Raw genomic sequence first — 18,548 nt, forward strand, 5'->3', positions numbered from 1 at the left:
GAATGAGTGAATGAGCGAATGTATCAATAAAAGCGGACGAGTGATTATTCGCTCATGCACTCATGCGCTCATTGTAAATTAATCGAGCAGGTTCCGGTAACCCGCGTCTTTGGCCGGATTGGGGCCGGTAATGACGGGTTGCGCAGGCGCGTCCAACTGGACCATCCTGAACTCACCTTTGTTGTAGGCTTCGAGCAGCGCTTCGCCCTTGTCGGACAAAATCCCGTTCTGAATATCGACGCCGTTGATGAAGTCCATCGATAAATCCATCGCCCGCTTCATCTCACCCAGCTTCATGCTCATATCGTCCTGAATGTATTCCATCGACTGGTCGAAATAAAACCGTTTGTCGGGGTCGCCTTTAAAAATGCTGACGGCCGTCTTAAGCGCACTGGAGCTTTCCTTGACGATCTGGTATTCGGTTTCTTTCAGGCGCACCTTAATTTCGGTTTCCTTGATGATGTAGTCGGCGCTCTGGTTTACTTTTTCCATGAATGCCAGCACCTGCTTCATATTCCGCTGCAATGGCAGCAGCTTCTCGTTCATTTCCTGCAGACCCGCGCCTTCGATGGTGGCCAGTTGGGCGGCTTCGCGCATGCCCGGCCGGTCGGTCAGCGAGTTAGCCTTGTTGGCTTCGGCAAATTTCTGCTTGATGGTTTCGTTGTTCTCGTTGATTTTCTTGTTCAGCTTCACCAGTTGCCCAGCCAGCGTGTTGATCTGGCCCTGCATCTTCTCGCGTTTCTCTTTCAGATCCTGAATGTAGATTTTCATAATCGCGATCGGGTTTAGTTGAATGACGGTTCCGGTGATACTCCGCATCAGCGATTTGAACAGGAAGAATATCGCCGTGCGAACATCTTTGCTCGTAAACAGAAAGATCAGCACACCCAGCGCGCCCAGCAGCAGCGCCAGTTCGAGAATGTTCGACGTAGCGCGAATCAGAAACTCGATGATTCGGTTGAAATAGACCAGGCCAAAGCCCGCTACGCCCGCTAGTACGATCATGCCCAGTACCCCTTCGGGGCGGCTCCAGAACGAACGCTTCTCGGGTTCTGCACCACCACCAAGTTGAGAAAAATCAGGAGTTGCCATTGTTTCGTTTTCGGTTTAAGGTTTTTGATGGTTCGTAGTTGGCTTACCTGTCGGTGTTGGCCAACCACGTAAAACTTATTTTAAGTAATGAGTCATTTTAGCGATGTCATCCTTGATCTGGCCCAGAAAGTGTGCGAAAGTCGTTTCGTAATTTTGCTGATTCTGCGTAATCTTCGCACTCTGCTGGCCGATGTCGCCGGTTATAGCCGACAACCGGTTGGTATTGGCGTCGATTTGTTTCTGAATCTCGACCAACTGCTTCGCCAGCGATTCGTTTTCCGCCTGAAGCCGCTTCTGTTCGTTCTGTAAGCCACCGACCCGTTCGGTTAAGGTCGCTTCCACGCTTTTTCCGAACGCATCGCGGTCTTTGTTCAGGGCTGCAATATACCCATTTGCCGTATTTGTCAAAGCGGTAACATCGGCCGGTCCACCCAGGGCTTTAAAACTAGCCCAGGCCGCCTGAAATTGTTTGTCTTCGGGCAAGCCCAGGTTCGTCAGGCTCCGCAGTGTTTCCCGAAACTCAAAATAATCAGGACCGGGTGGGTTATTCTGCGCCAGCACGTTCGCCAGATGTTCGGCAAACTTCGGGTCCACGGTTCCTGCCGGACTGCTGGTAGCGCCTTCTGCCGGGCGACCGGTCCCTGTTGGACTGACGGGTTGATCCGGTGCAGCAGCGGCTGGTCGGGGAACCACGGGGGCCGATGCGGCTGGTGGCGTGCCGGTTGAGACGGTTCCGGTTTCGTCGTCTTTGATGAAGAAACTCAGGATTTTACGACCGATTGATTTATCAGGTTCTGGCATAATTGTCTGTCGATTGGTGAAAGACGAAGCAATGTTACAAGGTTCTGTTCGATCCGACCGCATGGGTTTAAGCCGAACGGTTGCGGGACTTGACAAAATGTCGCAGGACAGGCCGAATGTTAACCAGTACAAACTTATTCAGCCTGCAGGTGGCCTGCCATCCGCTCCCGGAATTTTTCCACTTTCGGCTCGGAAACAAGATGGATATACAGGTTATACGGGTTATGGCGGTAATAGTCCTGGTGGTACATTTCGGCGGGATAAAAAGCCACGAATGGAACAACCTGCGTAACAATCGGCGCTTTGTGGTGCTGCTGTTCACGTCGAATGGCGGCTTCGATCCGGGCTTTCTCGTCGGGAGTTCGGTAAAAAACGACTGAGCGGTAATGCTTGCCCACGTCGGGCCCCTGCCGATTCAACTGCGTGGCGTCGTGACCGGCAAAAAAAGCGTCTAAAAGCACATCGTAGGAGATCACCGCCGGATCGTAATAGACCTGCACACTTTCGGCATGGCCCGTCTGATCCGTACTCACCTGTTCGTAGGTAGGGTACTCCAGGTCGCTACCCGCATAACCGGAAATGGCCGCATGCACACCTTTCAGCGACTTCATTTCTTCCTGCACCGCCCAGAAACAGCCACCCGCCACCGTAGCCACCGCTTCGCCCGGCCGCAAGGCTGGTAATGTGGCCGGATTGATGTCGATAACCGTACTGGTTTTGGTTTCCGGCTGCTGATTGCAGCGGCTGAAACCGACGAGTAGGGCCAGCAGGAGAACGGTACGGGCGAGTAATTTCATAGGAGCGGACTGTTCGTCAACAACAAAAAAACACCCGTCGATGTTGCGGCTTCAGCAATCCAGCCGTAAGTCCTTACCTTTGTCTAACCATTGCTTATCGACCAACGACTTATGACGTTAACGACGCTCGGTCTCGAACTGCCCACCGATCCGCGCTGGGTCAACATTGCCGAAATGAACATCGGCGAAATTCTGATCGACCATGCTTACTGCGAGCAGAAAGCCGCTTCGTCCTGCATTTCGCTGATTGTACAATACTCCGACAAAGCCGAACTGGTGGAGGTATTGACGCCCGTTGTGGCCGAAGAATGGGGGCATTTTCAGCGGGTACTCAAGGAACTGCGCAAGCGGAACATCCCGCTCGGCCGTCAGCGAAAGGATGAGTACGTCAATCAGTTGCGTACGCGCCTGCGCCGGTCCATCGGCGATCAGCAGGAACAATTGATGGATAACCTGCTGATGAACGCGCTGATCGAAGCCCGGAGCTGCGAGCGCTTCAAGCTACTGTCTGAGCACATCGCCGACGAAGGTCTGCAGAAGTTTTACCGCGAGTTGATGATCTCGGAAGCCGGACATTACCGCAATTTTATCGAACTGGCGGAGACGTATTTACCCGCCGAACGCGTTCGGGCGCGCTGGAAGGAGTTCCTGGCCGTCGAAGCCGACATCATGGCGAATCTGGAAGTACGGGGCGACCGGATGCACTGATCAACCGATTGACTTTTTTCGTTACATTTGAGGAAAAGGCTTACAAAACGACTCGTATGATGGAAATGCAGGTATTACCCTGGATACAGGATGACATAGCGATCGAAATCATTGGAAAGATGATTGCTGATCAGAATCGGTCACTTATAGCTGTGCTGGATGCATTTGAGAGCGTTGGTCTTGATGAGAAGAGCCACGAAGTGCAGGCCAATGCTGACTACCAGTTCCATAGCGGGCGAATTGCAGCACTTCAAGCCGAAATACGTCAAATCTATCGTGGAGACAACAAAGCTGAATTGATAGAGAAAGTGACGAATCAATATGCTCCTTACATCAAAGGACGATTGAAAACGCTTAAGTCGTTTGCATAATTGGCTATGCTATTGCACGAATTTTCTCCAAAAGAATTAGAAAGAGCAAAAAGACGGCTGACTGGACAACATCTCTTATCTAAGCCTATTTTCAACCAAACTCCGCTTGGAGTCCTTTTGGGTGGTCAGCCTGCTTCGGGAAAGACTCGTCTGTTTGAGTATATTCAACGAGCTAATCCTAAAATTGACTTTACTCCTATTAACGGAGATGAATATCGTCAATACCATCCCCGGGCGCAGGAGATAGAAGAAGAGTATGGCCAGGAGGCTCCCAAATATACTCAGGCATTTTCTAACACCTTAGTCGACTATCTGAAAGCAGAGTGTCTACGATTACGCTGTAATTTCATTATTGAAGGCACGATGCGTACCTATGCCGTCATCGAACGAACGGCATCTGAACTGAAAAAAGCTGGTTTTCAATGCGAGGCTCATGTGCTCGCTGTTGCGCGTGAGGATAGCCTGCTCGGCATATTTCAGCGATTTGAAGGTGATAAACAACGAACCGGCGTGGGGCGATTCTCGCCGATTGAAGTTCACGATGAAGCATACCGGCAAATTCCAATAAACTTGACCCGGGCGGACGCCAATCGGCTCATTGATCGTATTGTTGTTTACAGCCGCCAGTCTGATGGCCAGTTACAGGTTGGTCTGGATCATACCTACGTTCCTGCAAAACCTATTGATTTCGTACTTGAATTTGAGCGCCTTCGCCAGCCGGTTTTTGATCGGCAATTTTACCATCAACAATGGGTTGTGCTCAATGAATTAGCCCGTCGGCGGGGCGAAACAAATCTCGATTATCTGAGCCAAATCACCACGTTTATTGAACAGTTCAGGCAATAGTTCGTCGTCGTCAGGCGAAAGAATGACCCGGATGTGCTAAATTTGATGAACGACTAATGATACACAACGGTTGACTTTTCTTCAACAAACGGCCCAGCGTATTTTCGACACCCACGGCCCCAGCCTGAGCGACGTCTGGGTGATTTTGCCGACGCGCCGGGCCGTATCCGTTTTTCTTGACGAGCTGGCCGCACTCTCCGACCGCCCTTTTCTGGCTCCCCACACGCTGGCTGTCGATGATTTCATTACCCAGGCGGCTGATGTGCAACTGATCGATTCGGTCAGCCTGCTGTTCGAGTTATATGATGTCTTCCGGGAAATTGACCCGCTGGTTGAGTTCGAGCAGTTTATCGGCTGGGCTCCTATACTGCTGGCTGATTTCGACCGCATCGATCAGTATATGGTCAGCCCCAATGAACTGTTCAGTTATCTGACCGCTGCCAAAGCCCTCGAACGTTGGGAGGTAGATCGGCCCGCAACGGCGCAGCCCATCGTCGAAACGCCCGGTACCGCCCGGTATTTCAAACTGTTCGAAAACCTGCATACAGCGTACAATGCCCTACATCAGCGCCTGACAGAACAAGGGCTGGCGTATCGGGGGATGGCCTACCGGCTACTGGCGCAGAACGTCGAAACCCTGATCCGGGATAATCTGGCGTATGAGCGGGTTTATTTTGTGGGCTTCAACGCCCTCAGTCGTGCGGAAGAACAAATCATTCGCGTGTTGGTCGACGCGCAGAAAGCCGAACTGATCTGGGATGCCGACCGATATTACATAACTGACCCTCGACAGGAAGCGGGCGAGTTTTTACGGCAGTACCAAAAAAATGGCTGGTTTTTCTCGAAACAAAACCGGGAAGATCTGGCTCAACTGTCCAACAACCTGCTGGGCACCGAAAAAAATATCCGAATCGTTGGTGTACCCAACGCCAGCATGCAGGCTAAGGTAGCTGGTAAGCTGTACAGCGACTGGGGTGGGGTAGAGGGGAAAGGGCAGAGGGCGGAGGAGTATTCTACAGCCCATACGCTTACCCCTCTGCCCTCTGCCCCGCGCCTTAAAACCGCCATCGTACTGGCCGACGAAACCCTGCTGGTGCCGGTGCTGTACGCGCTCGACGAAAGTGTAACCGACCTGAACGTGACGATGGGGTTGTCGCTGCGGTCGTCGTTGTTGTTTACCCTGATCGATACTCTGTTTGAGATGCAGCGGACGGTGCACGAATTTCGGACCCGCGACGGCCGCGACCTGAAGATTCCCAAATTTCACCACCGTCACGTCGCCAAGGTGCTCAATCACCCGTTTGTCAAGCAGTATGAGCGCATCCGGGCATTGCAATGGCCAGGCAGCGTGTCGGAGTCAGGCGAGGTATTTCCGCCGGAGCCGCTGTTTCAGTGGATGGCAAAAGTGATCGTAAAAGACCAGCGCGTTTACCTGACTGAGCACGAACTGCTGGAACTAGGCCAGCATGATCCGCTGGTGCAGGTGCTGTTTGCCCGCTGGCCTAACGAGGATCCCATGAAGGCCATTCAGACCTTTTATAACCTGATCGAGCTGTTGCGCGATGTTTACCGCACCAGCCAGGATGCCATCGAGATTGAATACCTGTATTTGTTTTTTACCCTGCTCCGGCAACTGGAAGCCACGCTGGACCGGCAGGGGAGTGAGGGCATAAAGCGCAGGGCAGAGAGCATAGGGCAGAGGGCAGCTAACACATCAAATTCGTCTGCCTATGCCCTTTCCCCTCTGCCCCCGTCAACGCCCGTCACCGTACGCAGCTTTCGGCAGTTTCTGTACGAGCTGATTCGGCAGACGAGCATTCCGTTTACGAGCGAAGGGAAGAGTCCGCTTCAGATCATGGGCATGCTCGAAACGCGGGCGCTGGATTTTGACCGGGTCATCATACTGTCGGTGAATGAGGGCGTATTGCCCCAGGCGCGCCGACAAAACTCGCTGATCCCCTTCGACATTGCCGCTGAACTGAAGCTGCCCACCTATCGCGATCAGGAAGCGGTGATGGCGTATCACTTCTACCGACTCCTACAACGGGCCAGCGATATCGTGCTGCTGCACACCACGTCGACCGATGCCTATGGGAACAGCAAGGGCGAACCCAGCCGGTTTATCCGGCAGATCGAACACGAGCTGGTGCCCCAGGCTAAAGGCCGAATCCGGGTCAGCTACCCAACCGTACGTTTTGGGCAGCCTGGAGCCGCGCGCGTGGCCGACCTGACCGGGCTGACTGTGCCCAAAACGCAGGACATTCGCGAAAAACTGATCACTCTGCTGACTACGCGGGGCCTGTACCCCTCTTACCTGAACCAGTTTGTCAGCTGTTCCATGCGGTTTTATTTCAGTCGGGTCGTCAGCATCAGTGAGGAAGAAGACATTGAGGAGAAAATGGGCGCGGCCGAGTTCGGGAGCTGGCTGCATAAGGTTATGGAACGACTCGATGAAGACTACCGGCTGAAGAACCGGCCTATCGACGAGTCGATCATCAAGCAACTGCTGGAGGAAGAATTTGCCCGCTCGATGAAAGGGCGGGTCATTGAGTCGGGGATGAATCTGCTGTTGTATGAATTGGCGCAAAAACTCATGCTCGATTTTCAGCAAAAGCAGAATGCGTTGCAGGGCCTGGTGGTGATCAGTACGGAACAGACGCTGGAAACCACGCTGGATGTGCCCCTCGATGGGCATAAAACCCTCCACGTCCGGATCGCCGGGAAGATTGACCGGATCGAGAAGTATGGTGATCAGATTCGGATCGTGGACTACAAAACGGGTAAAGTCGATCTGTCGGACAAAACGCCCAAAGATTTACCGGAGAAACTGCTGAGCGATGGTCGGGAGGATAAAATGCGGCAGTTATGGCTCTATCGATACCTGACACTCAAGAACATCCGCGACTACGGAGGTCTGCCACGCGATAAGGCAAAGCAGGATATTTTTCCGGCGCAGGGACTCCCGGTCGAAGCGGGTTTTTATTCGTTTCGTGATATTTCGGGAGGCTTTAAAACCAACCCTGTACGCTTCGGCGATAACGACGATCCGGCTCAGTACATTCACGATTCGGAGGTATTGCTGCGGCAACTGGTTCGGCAGATTCTTGACCCGAACCAACCCTTTACGAAGACCGATCAGCTCGAAACCTGCCAATACTGTGATTTTAAGGGCATTTGCGGTCGGTGAGGTAGCGTAGGGTATAGGGGTAAGGGCATAGGGAATAGTCACTCCACCCTATGCCCTTACCCCTATACCCTTTCCCATACCCTACGCCAGCCCATAAAAAAAGGCTGATCGTAGCGCGATCAGCCTTTCCCGTTTGAATACAACCTGAATTGAAAAAAGTAATAATGCTTGCTACTCTGCCTTGGTAATAACGCACCAAAATTGGTAAATAAAAAGAATTAATACAACTATTTTACTAAAAAGATTGTGGCTGAATTAGACTTGTCCAGTGCACTGATAAATGTTTATTTAAAAACAAAGTTATAAGCCAGCGAGGCAATCGGGCTCGCAAAAATCTGCAGCTTATAGGCATTGGTTTTTCCGGCCTCGGTTTTAAAGAAAATCGAATAAGCGTTTTTATGGCCGTAGAGATTATAGATGGTAAAGGCCCAGCGCCCCTCCCAGCGCCGATGATGCATACTCGGATTGTAAATATTCCACGTAAAATCGAGTCGATGGTAGTCGGGTAACCGCTCGTTATTCCGCTGGCCATAGTAAGGATACTGACTGCCGTCGATAGTTACGTAACCCGTGGGGGCTGAGTAGGGGCGACCAGTGCTGTAGGCAAACGTGAGCCCAAAACTATTATGCCGGTCAACATCGATGGTCATGCTGGCATTGAGCGTATGCGGGCGGTCATAATTGGCCCGATACCAGGCTCCATTATTGACGCTCTGTTCAATGGTGGGTCCTTCATAAACCTGATTGAGCGTTCGGGCGTAGGTATAATTTATCCAGCCGGTCAGCTCGCCTTTTTTCTTGGAAATCATCGTTTCAATACCATACGCTTTGCTGCGGCCCTGGAGCAACTGCGTCTCGGGGTAGGGCTGGAGCAGAAAATCGGCGCCGGGCCGATAATCGATGATATGCTCGGTCGATCGCCAGTAGCCTTCGAGGGTCAGCTCGTAAATGTTTTCTTTGAAATTCAGAAAATAACCCGCCGTCAGTAACTGACTGACCTGGGGCCGTATGGTCGCGTCGGAGGTCTTCCAGCGCGAGGTGGGCAACGGCGTGGTCGTGTTGGTTACGACCTGCAGATACTGCCGCATCAGGTTGTAGCCAAACTTGAGCGACGAGTTCGGACCGAGCGTATAGCGGATGCCCAGCCGGGGCTCAGGCCCTCCGTACTGCCGGACAATCTGGCCGCTCCCATACCGTACTGAATCCGTTACCGAGAAATCGTCGCGGGTTTCGCCGGGCGCATAGTGCCGGACCAGCGCCGGACCCATCGACAAGAATTGCGAATACCGTAGCCCGACCGAAACCGCCAGCCGATCGCCCAGGCTGCGTTCGTAGTCGGCGTGCAAAGCTAGTTCGAGTGCGTTTTCGGTGGGTGTCGTTACGGGATTGACGCTGTCGCTGTGGCCCGGCAGCAACGAACCGGGCTCGATGCGGTAGTGCGTACCGGTCAGCCCAAGCTCCAGCTTCTGATTGGTTAACTGGTAGTTCAAATTGGACTTGATCTGTCGCTGCAGGACCGACGACCGCAGGGTGACCAGGTTACCGCTCAATTCCGATGACAGAATCTGCGGAACGTAGTGGACGTACACGCCCGTCGTTTGCATCGTCAGTCGGGAAGATAGGGTACGGAACCAGCGAGCCATGACATTGACGGTCTGGTGATCATACCGGGTGCTGATGCCGTTTACGTTGGGTAAGTTGGCCAGCAAATCGGTTTGGAACAAATCTTTGCTGGCGTAGCCCGTAACGGTCAGTGTATTGCGGTTGTCGATTCGCCAGAATGTCTTCAGCACAAGGTCGCCAAATTTGGCCCGGATATTCGCCAGCCGGTCAGACACGATGGGCAATAGAAAATCGTTGAAGGCTCCCCGTCCGGAAATGACAATACCGAACTTGCCTTTCACGATGGGAATATCGGCCGTCAGCTTGTTCGACACGATGCTTACTCCCCCCGATAAATTGAACTGATCCAGGTTTGGGTTGCGAAGCGATACATCCAGCACGGAGGCCGCCCGTCCGCCGAACCGGGCTGGTACGTTGCCTTTGTAGAGATCGACGGTGCTCAGTACATCGGGTGGAAACACCGAGAACAGGCCGAACATATGCGTTGGGTTGAAGATCGGCGTATCGTCGAGGAGAATCAGATTCTGATCGGTAGTCCCCCCGCGAATGTTGACCCCGTTGCTGGCTTCCCCCACACTCGACACACCGGGCAACATCTGTAACCCACGCAACAGATCGACCTCACCCAGCACCGCAGGAAGCTTTTTCAAGGCGGTTACATTCAACTGATTGACGCCCAGCAGCGGCTGCCGTACCGTCTGATCGAACCCTTTGGTCGTGACCACCACTTCTTCTAGCTGGCTTTCGACCGTAATCATCTTTACGTTTACGACCAGGTCTTCGGTGAGCCTGAATGCTTTTCGGACGGGCGTATAGCCAACCAGTCGGGCTATCAGGATATGGTCGCCGGATGGTAAATTGATTTCATAATGGCCCTGTTCATCGGTACTCGTTCCGGTTATATTTTTCCGGTAGTCGATCACGATCGTAACCCCGGCCAGGGGTCGTCCCGTGGCTGAATCGCGCACCGTACCACTCAGGTGCAGCATGAGCCCGGAACGGATCAGGGGGGCCTTCCGGATGCGGATAGCGTCGGTTTTTGGCGAATCTGCGGGCGTCGGCCTGCGAAAAGCTGCATCTTCCTTCGACTTCTGATCTGTTGTTCCGAGAGCCGGCCGGAGACTGCCCGCGTCCGAACCAGCCCTGGCGGTCAACCGATTCACTAGCTCTGAAGAAAATTTGGTCAAATAGCCCTGAGCGTCCAGCCAGGCGCTCAGGGAAGCCATCCAGACGGGAGTCGGATCTGATTGCGTGACGATGGCTGGCTTTGGTTTCGCATGCAGGTGCAGTTCCGCCGACCTACCGGCGGCTAACCAGTTGGTGCATAAACGGGCCAACCGAATGGCGGAGGAGTCACCGGTGGTCGTGTACCCAAAAACCGGCGGGGCGTCTGCAGGTACGTCGTTGGTGAGCGCTGATTCCAGATGCGGGTAGATGGACATCAGAAAATCGGGTCGGTAGGCTGCGGAATACTGTTGACCAATCCGTAAGACCATAGCTCCTCCCGTCGAAAAACCCAGCAGGCCAATTCGATCGGGGCGAATACGGAACTCGGAAGCATGTTGCCGAACGTAGTCGATGGCCTTCATGCCATCGGCCGTAGCCATTGGAAGAACCGCTGATAAATCCGTTCGGCTGGTATCGGACTGACTGGTTAAATTAGACGATTCCAGGCTATGAACCAGCCTGTACGTCAGGACAAAAGCGGCTATGCCTCTGCGGGTAAACTGGCTGGCGATATCGGTTCCGTCGGTATCCAGCAGAAGCGTACGGCCGTTTCCCCCCGGACAGATAATGACGGCAGTGCCAAGCGCCACGTCGGGCAAAAAAACCGTTATGGTTGGGGTTGTAACGTTTGAAAGAACGCGCTTATGGGTCAGGCTATCGGTGCGGACGATCGCTTTCCAGGTCCAGTTTTCGGAACCCGGAGCCTGGTCCGCGTAGAGTGGAATGACCGTCTGGCCGCAGACGAACCGACAGGGAATCAACCCCAAAAAAAGTAAAAAAAGAAATCGGCTCATTTCGTGGAGTAGGAAAAAGAGTACGGGTATGGCAATGGTTCGGTTCGTCCAGCTCTGAATAGGTTTTCGGGTAAACTGGCCGCTGCGTATCGATACCTTTCTAGCGATTCCAGCCCGGCGGCAACTGATCGGTTCGGGTGCGGCTTGGAATGCAGACCGACGAGGCCGAACTGGTTCCGAACGGGCTGGGATTACCCGGTAAAGACGATTCCAGCCGCGGATACCGGCCATTAATGGCGTAAAACAATCCCTGGAAAATGCCCGTAGTTACATCCTGTCGGTTGATCTTGTGGCTGCTCGCGGCTACCGATGCAGCTGAGAAATACCCCACTACATTCTCTGAGTTGTTGGCCGTATTTTTTACATTGCCGGAGATCGGGGCAGGGGGAGAATCGGCCAGCGTGCCGGTGTTCTGAACCTGGTCGGCAAACAGTTTATAGTACCGGTAAGCATTGGCCGACAACGACAACTGCTCCACCACGATCAGGGCCGGATCGCGCTGGTAGATCGGGATACTGGCGACTTTGTGGCCGGTCTGCACTTGCCCGTTGGTGTATATATCCGAAAAAACGTTGACGTCGGTGTTGTAGAAGATGTCCCAGCAAAGGCTGCGGCATGGATAATCGAGCAATAGTGTCGAACTCAGAGTTGTGTCACGCACGCAGCCCAGCACATCGATCGGCCCGGCTCCCACCGGACCCACGTCGACGATAACATATCGTCCCTGCTGGCAGGTAGCACACCAGAGTTGCTGTTCGTACAGCCGCCACCGCCACAGGTAAAAATTCCGTTCGCCGGCCGGGTCCTGAAAGTCGATGTAAATATCATTGGCCGGTACACTGGTGCCGTCGGCTGTTTTCTTCGGCCCCTGCGGGTTGAACTGATCGTATATTTTTGTGAGAGGAGGCACCGACGCCATCGTTTCGACCGACGATTCATACCGGACGCCTTCCTGGGTCTGGAAGCGAAGCTGATAGGTGTTGCCCACCTGGCCCCGAAAATCGGCCGGACAGCTGTAAACCCCCGGCTGGGTTTCGAGTAACGATACTGGAGTAGTTCCGTTGACCACGACGGAGACGCTGGCATGCTGAATAGGAATACTCACATTGGCGCTATCGGCAGAAGACCGCGACCGGCTGAGGCTAACCGTCTGAACTTCGTTGAGGTCGGTGATGATGCCGCTGACAACGACTAAGTTAGCATTGAGGGTAAGGCTGGGATCGTAGGCATCGATGCATTGGTGAAACCCGACCAGCAGTCCGAGCAGCGCGACATAGTGACTAATCCGGGACGTGAGAGATATGCGCATAAATCGATATAAGGCTTACTTTCTTCCACCACTGATGGTCGGGTAGCTTCCGGTTATGACGTTTCGCTGGGCCACGACGGGGCTGGATACTACCACGTCGCCCGTGGCGAAACTCCAGCGTTTTCGGCCCGTAGCCGCGTCGACAGCGTAAATATTTGTGTCGTTGCTGCCGATATATACCGTTCCGGCCGTAACCACCGGCGTCGAATAAATGTCGAAGTCTGTATTGAATCGCCAGCGCTGCTTACCCGTCAGCGCATCGAGCGCATAGAGGGCATGGTCGCGACTGCCGAAATAAACGACCCCACCAGCGACCACCGGGCTTCCGTACACAACTCCATTGGTCTGGAACGACCACCGGGCCTTTCCGGATGACTCCTCCAGCGCATACAGTTTGGTGTCGGCGCTCCCCACATAAACCAGTCCATTGGCCACGACTGGACTCGAATCGACTACGCTTCCGGCCTGAAAACGCCATTTCAGCTTACCCGTCAGCGCATCGAGCGCATACAGGCTGGCATCCTGGCTGCCGATGTATAAAGTTCCATTAGCGATTGCTGGACTGGAGAGAATGAAATATTGGGTGCTGAACCGCCAGCGTAGCCGACCCGTAGTGGCCTCCACTGCATACACCTGGTTATCCTGACAGCCGACATACACCATATCGTTGGCAACGGCCGGACTGGAATAGAGCCCCAGTGGGGCCGTGAAGACCCAGAGAAGGCTACCGATGGTGGCATCCAGGGCGTAGAGTCGGCCGTCCTGGCTGCCTACGTAGACAATCCCATTCGCTACGGCAGGGCTGGAATAAATGATACCACCCGTTTTGAAGGCCCACCGTTTCTGACCCGTCGTAGCGTCGAGGGCGTAGAGATTGTAGTCGTTGCTACCCACATACACCATGCCGTAAGCCACAATTGGGCTGGACTGAATGGAGGTGTCGGCCCGGAAGGTCCAGCGCCGGGTGCCGGTGGTCGTATCCAGCGCATACAGGGTATTATCGAAACTGGCTGCATATACCAGCGGAGCTGTCACCGTAGCAGAAGGGGGTGTTGTGACGGTGCCTGCCAGGGGGATAGTGGTTATCGGGGTCGTATCTATGGTAGACGGCCTGTCGCAGCCTGCCAGCGATAAGCTCAGCAAACTTATAGCGGCCCAAACGACCCGAAGTTCATAGAAACAACCTTTCATACGAAGAGTAAGTACTTTCCGCGGAAAAGATAGTATAAAAAGTGGATAAATAAGCGGTTAACCAGCGCTTAACGGCACAAAATGCTTCTGATTGAGCGGGAGATTTTCGGCGGTCCACTCGACGTCGCGGATAAAGGCCGAAGCCCGCACCGGGCAGTTGGCCACGCGGCAGTAATGGCAGCAGGCTTTTTCACAGGGGTCGGTATGTACAAAAATTTCGACCTCAGCCGCAAAGCCTTCTTTCAGGGTATCTTCAAAATGATGGACCTCGCTGTGCACCTGATTGAGGCCCCAGTAATATGGTAGGGTCAGGTGGCAGTCGATGTGGAGATCGGCACCGTATTTCTGTACCCGGAGATTATGCACGTCGATCCAGTTGCGGTCTTTTCGCGTGTTCAGAATGCCGACCACCCGATGGAGCGTCGGCACGTCGGTTTCGTCCATCAGCCGGGCTACCGACTGGCGGGCAATCTGAAAGCCGTTGTAAATAATCACCAGCGCCAGTAGAACCGAGAGCGTGCTGTCGATCCAGTGTTTGCCGGTCAGGTAGACAAGGGCTATGCCGATCATCACTACCACACTGCTGAAAGTATCGGTCAGCAGGTGTTTGCCGTCGGCGGTCAGCGCTGCGGAGTCGGTTTGCTGCCCCGAGCGAACGAGCCGCCAGCCCACGAAGGCGTTTGCGGCCGCCGTCAGGCCGATCAGCGCAAAACCCCAGTCGAGGTGACTGAGCACTTTAGGTTCAAAAAAGCTCAGGATGGCCTGCCAGATGATCACCAGCCCTGCCGACAAGATCATGGCTCCCTCGAAGCCCGATGAAAGAAATTCAATTTTGCCGTGCCCGTAAGGGTGATTCTGGTCGGGCGGGAGACCGGCTAGGTAGATGCTGTAAAAGGCAAACCCACTGGCAATGACGTTGACGATGGATTCGACCGCATCCGACAGAATCGCGGTTGAGTAGGTTAGAAAATAAGCCGTGAATTTCAGTGCCAGCAGCGCAATACTCAACCCTAGTGAGATGCCCATCCAGCGGTATTTCGTTTGTTGACTGGCACTCATGCGGCCCGATGAAGTAGCGTTGAATGCCGTAAAGGTAGTGATTTGACCGCGTATTTCTTCCCCGATGGCCAGTGAAAGCGTTTGCCGCCTGTGAGCTTGAAGGAAGTAAGCAGGAAGAAATTTAGTACAATGGTATGACCCCTTCAGGGTCACGTATCTATAGAACATTGACTTTGCTATAAATAGGTGACCCCGAAGGGGTCATACCAATAGTAAGAAAATAGGCCCAACGAATAACCTATTGCAACGCCATATCGGCCAGCTTATGGTCGCGGGCTGCGTAGCGTTCGCGGGCTTTGATGATCTGGTCGCTGTGGTCGCTGGCCCACTGACCCAGTTCGATCATCTGGCCCAGTAAACTACGGCCCAGCTCCGTTAACTCGTACTCCACGCGGGGCGGAATTTCGGCGTAGACCCGACGCTTAACAAGTCCGTCGCGCTCCAGCGTTCGGAGAGTAACGGTCAGCATACGCTGCGAAACGCCGTCGATCCGTTTTTTTAGTTCATTGAACCGCAGTGTTCCGGCATCGCCCAGGTGAAAGAGCGATAAGGTTGTCCATTTGTCGCTGAACCGGTCCAGAATAGTCCGGATGGGACACGAAGACATGGCATTTCCGGTATTCTGTAAAATAGTTGTCAATTTTTTTCGCAGGTCATCCTGCTGATCGTCAACAATAGTTCTGTCCATGTGCCTGACTTACACCCACATGCCTTCTTGTGGGCGGTTGCTTTACTAAATACCTTTGGGTTACCAAAAGTAACTAACAAATCATTAATAACCAGCTTACACGATGATTGCAATTACCGGAGCCTCTGGCCATTTAGGAAAAGCCACACTCGAATTTTTATTGACAAAGACAAGCCCGGAAACACTGGTTGCGCTGGTCCGGGATCCCCAGAAAGTGAGCGATCTGGCAGCCAAAGGCGTACAGGTCCGCGCGGGCGATTACAACGATCCCGCATCACTGGTGGAGAGCCTGGCCGGCGTTGATAAACTCGTGTTGATTTCCAGTAGCGAACTCGGCGAGGAACGCGTTCGTCAGCACGCCAACGTTATCAATGCCGCTAAAGAAGCCGGGGTGAAACAAATTTTTTATACCAGTGCGCCTAACCCATCGGCTGAAGCGCTCTTTACGCCCGCCATCGACCATTTTCGGACCGAAGCGCTGTTAACCGAATCGGGAGTTCCTTTCACCATCTTCCGCAATAATCTTTACCTGGAAGTACTACCCGGTATCATTGGCGACGCGGCCCAGTCGGGTAAGCTTTATTTTCCGGCTGGAGCAGGGAAAGTCAGCTTTGTTTCCCGAACCGATATTGCCGAAGCGCTGGCCAACGCGCTCACCAGCGACGGGCACGAAAACAAAATTTATGACATCGGCGCACCGGTTGCCTGGTCGTTCGACGATATTGTGGCCGCCCTCAGTCAGGATGGCCATCCGGTCGAATACATCGATATCCCGACGAGCGCCTATGAAGCGGAACTAGCGAAACACCTGCCTGCGCCGTTCGTGAAGATGTATTCAGGTATGGCCGAAGCCGTAAAGCACGATGATTTTAACGTACCGGATACGACGCTGGAAACCCTGCTGGGGCATGCCCCGATCAGCCTGCCAGATTTTCTGCAGAAGTAGACTGTATCCCGGACTTTAGTCGGGCCTGGCTAATAAAGAGCCGGACTAAAGTCCGGGATACAGTCTGTTGCTGTTACTTAACCGCTTTCGGATTCAGCCAGTTATTGCGGAACTGCTGCATGGCGGGGGTGACGGGCAAGCCCGAATTTTCATTCAGTTGAACCATCGTCGCGGGATTTTCGGCCAGCGTGACCGTTGCTGTTTTGGTGACTCCCCGGTGCAGATAGGCCAGTTGTACTCCGTCGCCGGGTTTGTGCTGGGCTAGCGCTGTCTGGAGCGCCTGGGTCGTCGTGGTGGCCTGACCATCTACTGCCGTAATCACATCATCGATGTCCAGACCGGCTTTGTACAGGGGTGTGTCGCGTACGGTTCCGGAGCCGACTACCAGGCCGTTTGTGGTTTCCGAATACCGGACATTCCCCATCCAGGCTTTTCCTTCCTGGGCTTTCTTCAGCGATAGGCCCGCCTTGGCTAGCAGTGAAACATAATCGATTGCTTCGTGACCGTAGATGTATTTGCTGAAGAAGGATTTAGCAAAGTCTGAACTCGTCATACCCGCCAGAACGGTCTGCAAACCATCGATCGTATAAGGCTGTTCCGGTTTGCCAAAGCGTTTCCAGACGGCCTGCATATAGGCATCGAGCGACAGGTTCCGCTGCCGTAATTCGAGGTCCAGCGCCAGGGCCACAGCCGCTCCGTAGAAATAATACGACGTAAACATATTGGCGTAGTTCGTTCGGTCGACCGATACCCCGGCATCGACAAAAACGGCATGGCAGCTCGCATCGATAGGCGAATAGTAGGTGCCGCCGGGCGTGTGCAGTTTGGCATTGATGATACCCGACAGGGTATTTGTATACTCGGCAACCGGCGTAAAGCCCGCCCGTACCAGCAGCAGCTCCCCGTAATACTGCGTGAATCCTTCGGCAAACCAGAGTTCATAACTCATGTTGCTCTTCTCGAAATTGAACGGTTCAAGGGTTTTGGGGCGGATGCGTTCGACGTTCCAGCAGTGAAAAAACTCGTGCGCAAACACGCCCAGCACGTGCTCCGGCCCCGTAAAGGCAATCGGTACGGCAATCATGGTCGAGTTGCGATGTTCCATGCCGTCGCCCCGTACGTACGGATTCAGGTTCGCCAGAAACGTATACGTGCCGAAGTCGTAGGTTGGAAATTCGCCGTAGACTGCGCCCGCCTGATCGACAATCCGGGCTATTTTCTTCGCGAATGAGTCGGCGGTCGAATCGGCTATGGCGGCTTCGAGTGCCACCCGGAACGTAATCGGCTTGTTGTCGGTATTGGTGCGCTTCCATTCCTTTATGGCCAGCTTGCCAATTTTGGTGGGCGAATCCATGAAGTACTGCAGGCCGGGCGCGGTAAACGTAAACCGATCGGCGGTCGGCACCAGCTGCGTGGCTACCACCCCCATGTTTTCACTCGGCAGGTTGAATTTTACCTCGATGGGCCGCTGATCGAAGCCTTTGACCCACATGAACGTAGCGGGCATATTCAGGTGAATGCTCTCCGGATCGATACCCATGTAGGTACCATCGGGGTAGTTTCCGAAGAGCGTATAGCGGATCGTTACGGTACCCTTGTGCGTCGGAACGGTGTACACGTCGCCTTCCGTCCGAACGACCGTCAGGGGCTGGTTCTGCTCGTTGACAGCCTGCACGTTATAGACGTTCTTGCCGAACTCGTGGGTCGCGTACCGACCCGGCGAGGAGCGGCTCATGCGGAAGGTGGCCGTTTGTTTCGGCAGTTGCGATACCGTCAGGCTGATCTGGGCTTCGTGGTGAGTGGCGTTCGGGAAAGAAACGTCGTACCGGATCGTTTGGGCATAACCGGCCTGAATCAGTAAACCGGAAAAGAGGAGTAGACCAGCGATTTTCATACCGGCGAAGGTAAG

General features: G+C 53.8%; 14 protein-coding genes. 5 read left to right on the forward strand and 9 right to left on the reverse strand.

Translation table 11 applies throughout. The features are described 5' to 3' along the window. Positions 1-78: 78 nt before the first annotated feature. The 3 genes from ACYVC2_RS03785 to msrA form a co-directional block, all read right to left on the reverse strand. Complete coding sequence (locus ACYVC2_RS03785) at positions 79-1,092, reverse strand: hypothetical protein (RefSeq protein WP_461100956.1); 1,014 nt, start codon at positions 1,090-1,092, stop codon at positions 79-81. 75 nt (positions 1,093-1,167) lie between these two features. Further along, on the reverse strand, positions 1,168-1,893 hold the full coding sequence (locus tag ACYVC2_RS03790) for a hypothetical protein (protein WP_461100957.1): 726 nt from the start codon (positions 1,891-1,893) through the stop codon (positions 1,168-1,170). 134 nt (positions 1,894-2,027) lie between these two features. Continuing rightward, complete coding sequence (msrA, locus tag ACYVC2_RS03795) at positions 2,028-2,690, reverse strand: peptide-methionine (S)-S-oxide reductase MsrA (RefSeq protein ID WP_461100958.1); 663 nt, start codon at positions 2,688-2,690, stop codon at positions 2,028-2,030. A gap of 111 nt (positions 2,691-2,801) precedes the next feature. Between msrA and ACYVC2_RS03800 the strand changes: the two genes are divergently transcribed. The 4 genes from ACYVC2_RS03800 to ACYVC2_RS03815 all read left to right on the forward strand — a co-directional run bounded on the left by ACYVC2_RS03800 (position 2,802) and on the right by ACYVC2_RS03815 (position 7,802). After that, positions 2,802-3,398 carry a MiaE family protein gene (locus tag ACYVC2_RS03800; protein WP_461100959.1) on the forward strand — a complete coding sequence of 199 codons (597 nt, stop codon included), beginning with the start codon at positions 2,802-2,804 and terminating at the stop codon, positions 3,396-3,398. A gap of 8 nt (positions 3,399-3,406) precedes the next feature. Beyond that, entirely contained in the window at positions 3,407-3,769 is a 363-nt protein-coding gene (locus tag ACYVC2_RS03805; protein ID WP_461100960.1) for a hypothetical protein, read from the forward strand. Positions 3,770-3,775: 6 nt separating this feature from the next. Then, a complete protein-coding gene (locus ACYVC2_RS03810) occupies positions 3,776-4,615 on the forward strand; it encodes a zeta toxin family protein (protein WP_461100961.1) in 840 nt (279 codons plus the stop codon). Between the two features lie 70 nt (positions 4,616-4,685). Continuing rightward, positions 4,686-7,802 (forward strand): PD-(D/E)XK nuclease family protein, encoded by a 3,117-nt coding sequence (locus tag ACYVC2_RS03815; protein ID WP_461100962.1) that lies wholly within the window; start codon positions 4,686-4,688, stop codon positions 7,800-7,802. Between the two features lie 284 nt (positions 7,803-8,086). Here the strand turns inward: ACYVC2_RS03815 and ACYVC2_RS03820 are convergent, their stop codons facing one another. The 5 genes from ACYVC2_RS03820 to ACYVC2_RS03840 form a co-directional block, all read right to left on the reverse strand. Further along, entirely contained in the window at positions 8,087-11,446 is a 3,360-nt protein-coding gene (locus ACYVC2_RS03820) for a carboxypeptidase-like regulatory domain-containing protein (RefSeq protein WP_461100963.1), read from the reverse strand. Positions 11,447-11,546: 100 nt separating this feature from the next. Beyond that, positions 11,547-12,755 (reverse strand): DUF4249 domain-containing protein, encoded by a 1,209-nt coding sequence (locus ACYVC2_RS03825; protein WP_461100964.1) that lies wholly within the window; start codon positions 12,753-12,755, stop codon positions 11,547-11,549. Positions 12,756-12,770: 15 nt separating this feature from the next. Further along, a complete protein-coding gene (locus ACYVC2_RS03830; RefSeq protein ID WP_461100965.1) occupies positions 12,771-13,946 on the reverse strand; it encodes a beta-alanine-activating enzyme beta-propeller domain-containing protein in 1,176 nt (391 codons plus the stop codon). A 57-nt stretch (positions 13,947-14,003) separates the two neighbouring features. Beyond that, on the reverse strand, positions 14,004-15,005 hold the full coding sequence (locus tag ACYVC2_RS03835; RefSeq protein ID WP_461100966.1) for a cation diffusion facilitator family transporter: 1,002 nt from the start codon (positions 15,003-15,005) through the stop codon (positions 14,004-14,006). 238 nt (positions 15,006-15,243) lie between these two features. Next, entirely contained in the window at positions 15,244-15,693 is a 450-nt protein-coding gene (locus ACYVC2_RS03840) for a winged helix-turn-helix transcriptional regulator (RefSeq protein ID WP_461100967.1), read from the reverse strand. A 103-nt stretch (positions 15,694-15,796) separates the two neighbouring features. Between ACYVC2_RS03840 and ACYVC2_RS03845 the strand changes: the two genes are divergently transcribed. Further along, a complete protein-coding gene (locus ACYVC2_RS03845) occupies positions 15,797-16,639 on the forward strand; it encodes an SDR family oxidoreductase (protein ID WP_461100968.1) in 843 nt (280 codons plus the stop codon). Between the two features lie 73 nt (positions 16,640-16,712). Here the strand turns inward: ACYVC2_RS03845 and ACYVC2_RS03850 are convergent, their stop codons facing one another. Beyond that, positions 16,713-18,533, reverse strand: a complete 1,821-nt coding sequence (locus ACYVC2_RS03850) for a M61 family metallopeptidase (protein ID WP_461100969.1) — start codon at positions 18,531-18,533, stop codon at positions 16,713-16,715. Positions 18,534-18,548 lie beyond the last annotated feature (15 nt).

The organism is Spirosoma koreense, from assembly GCF_054777875.1.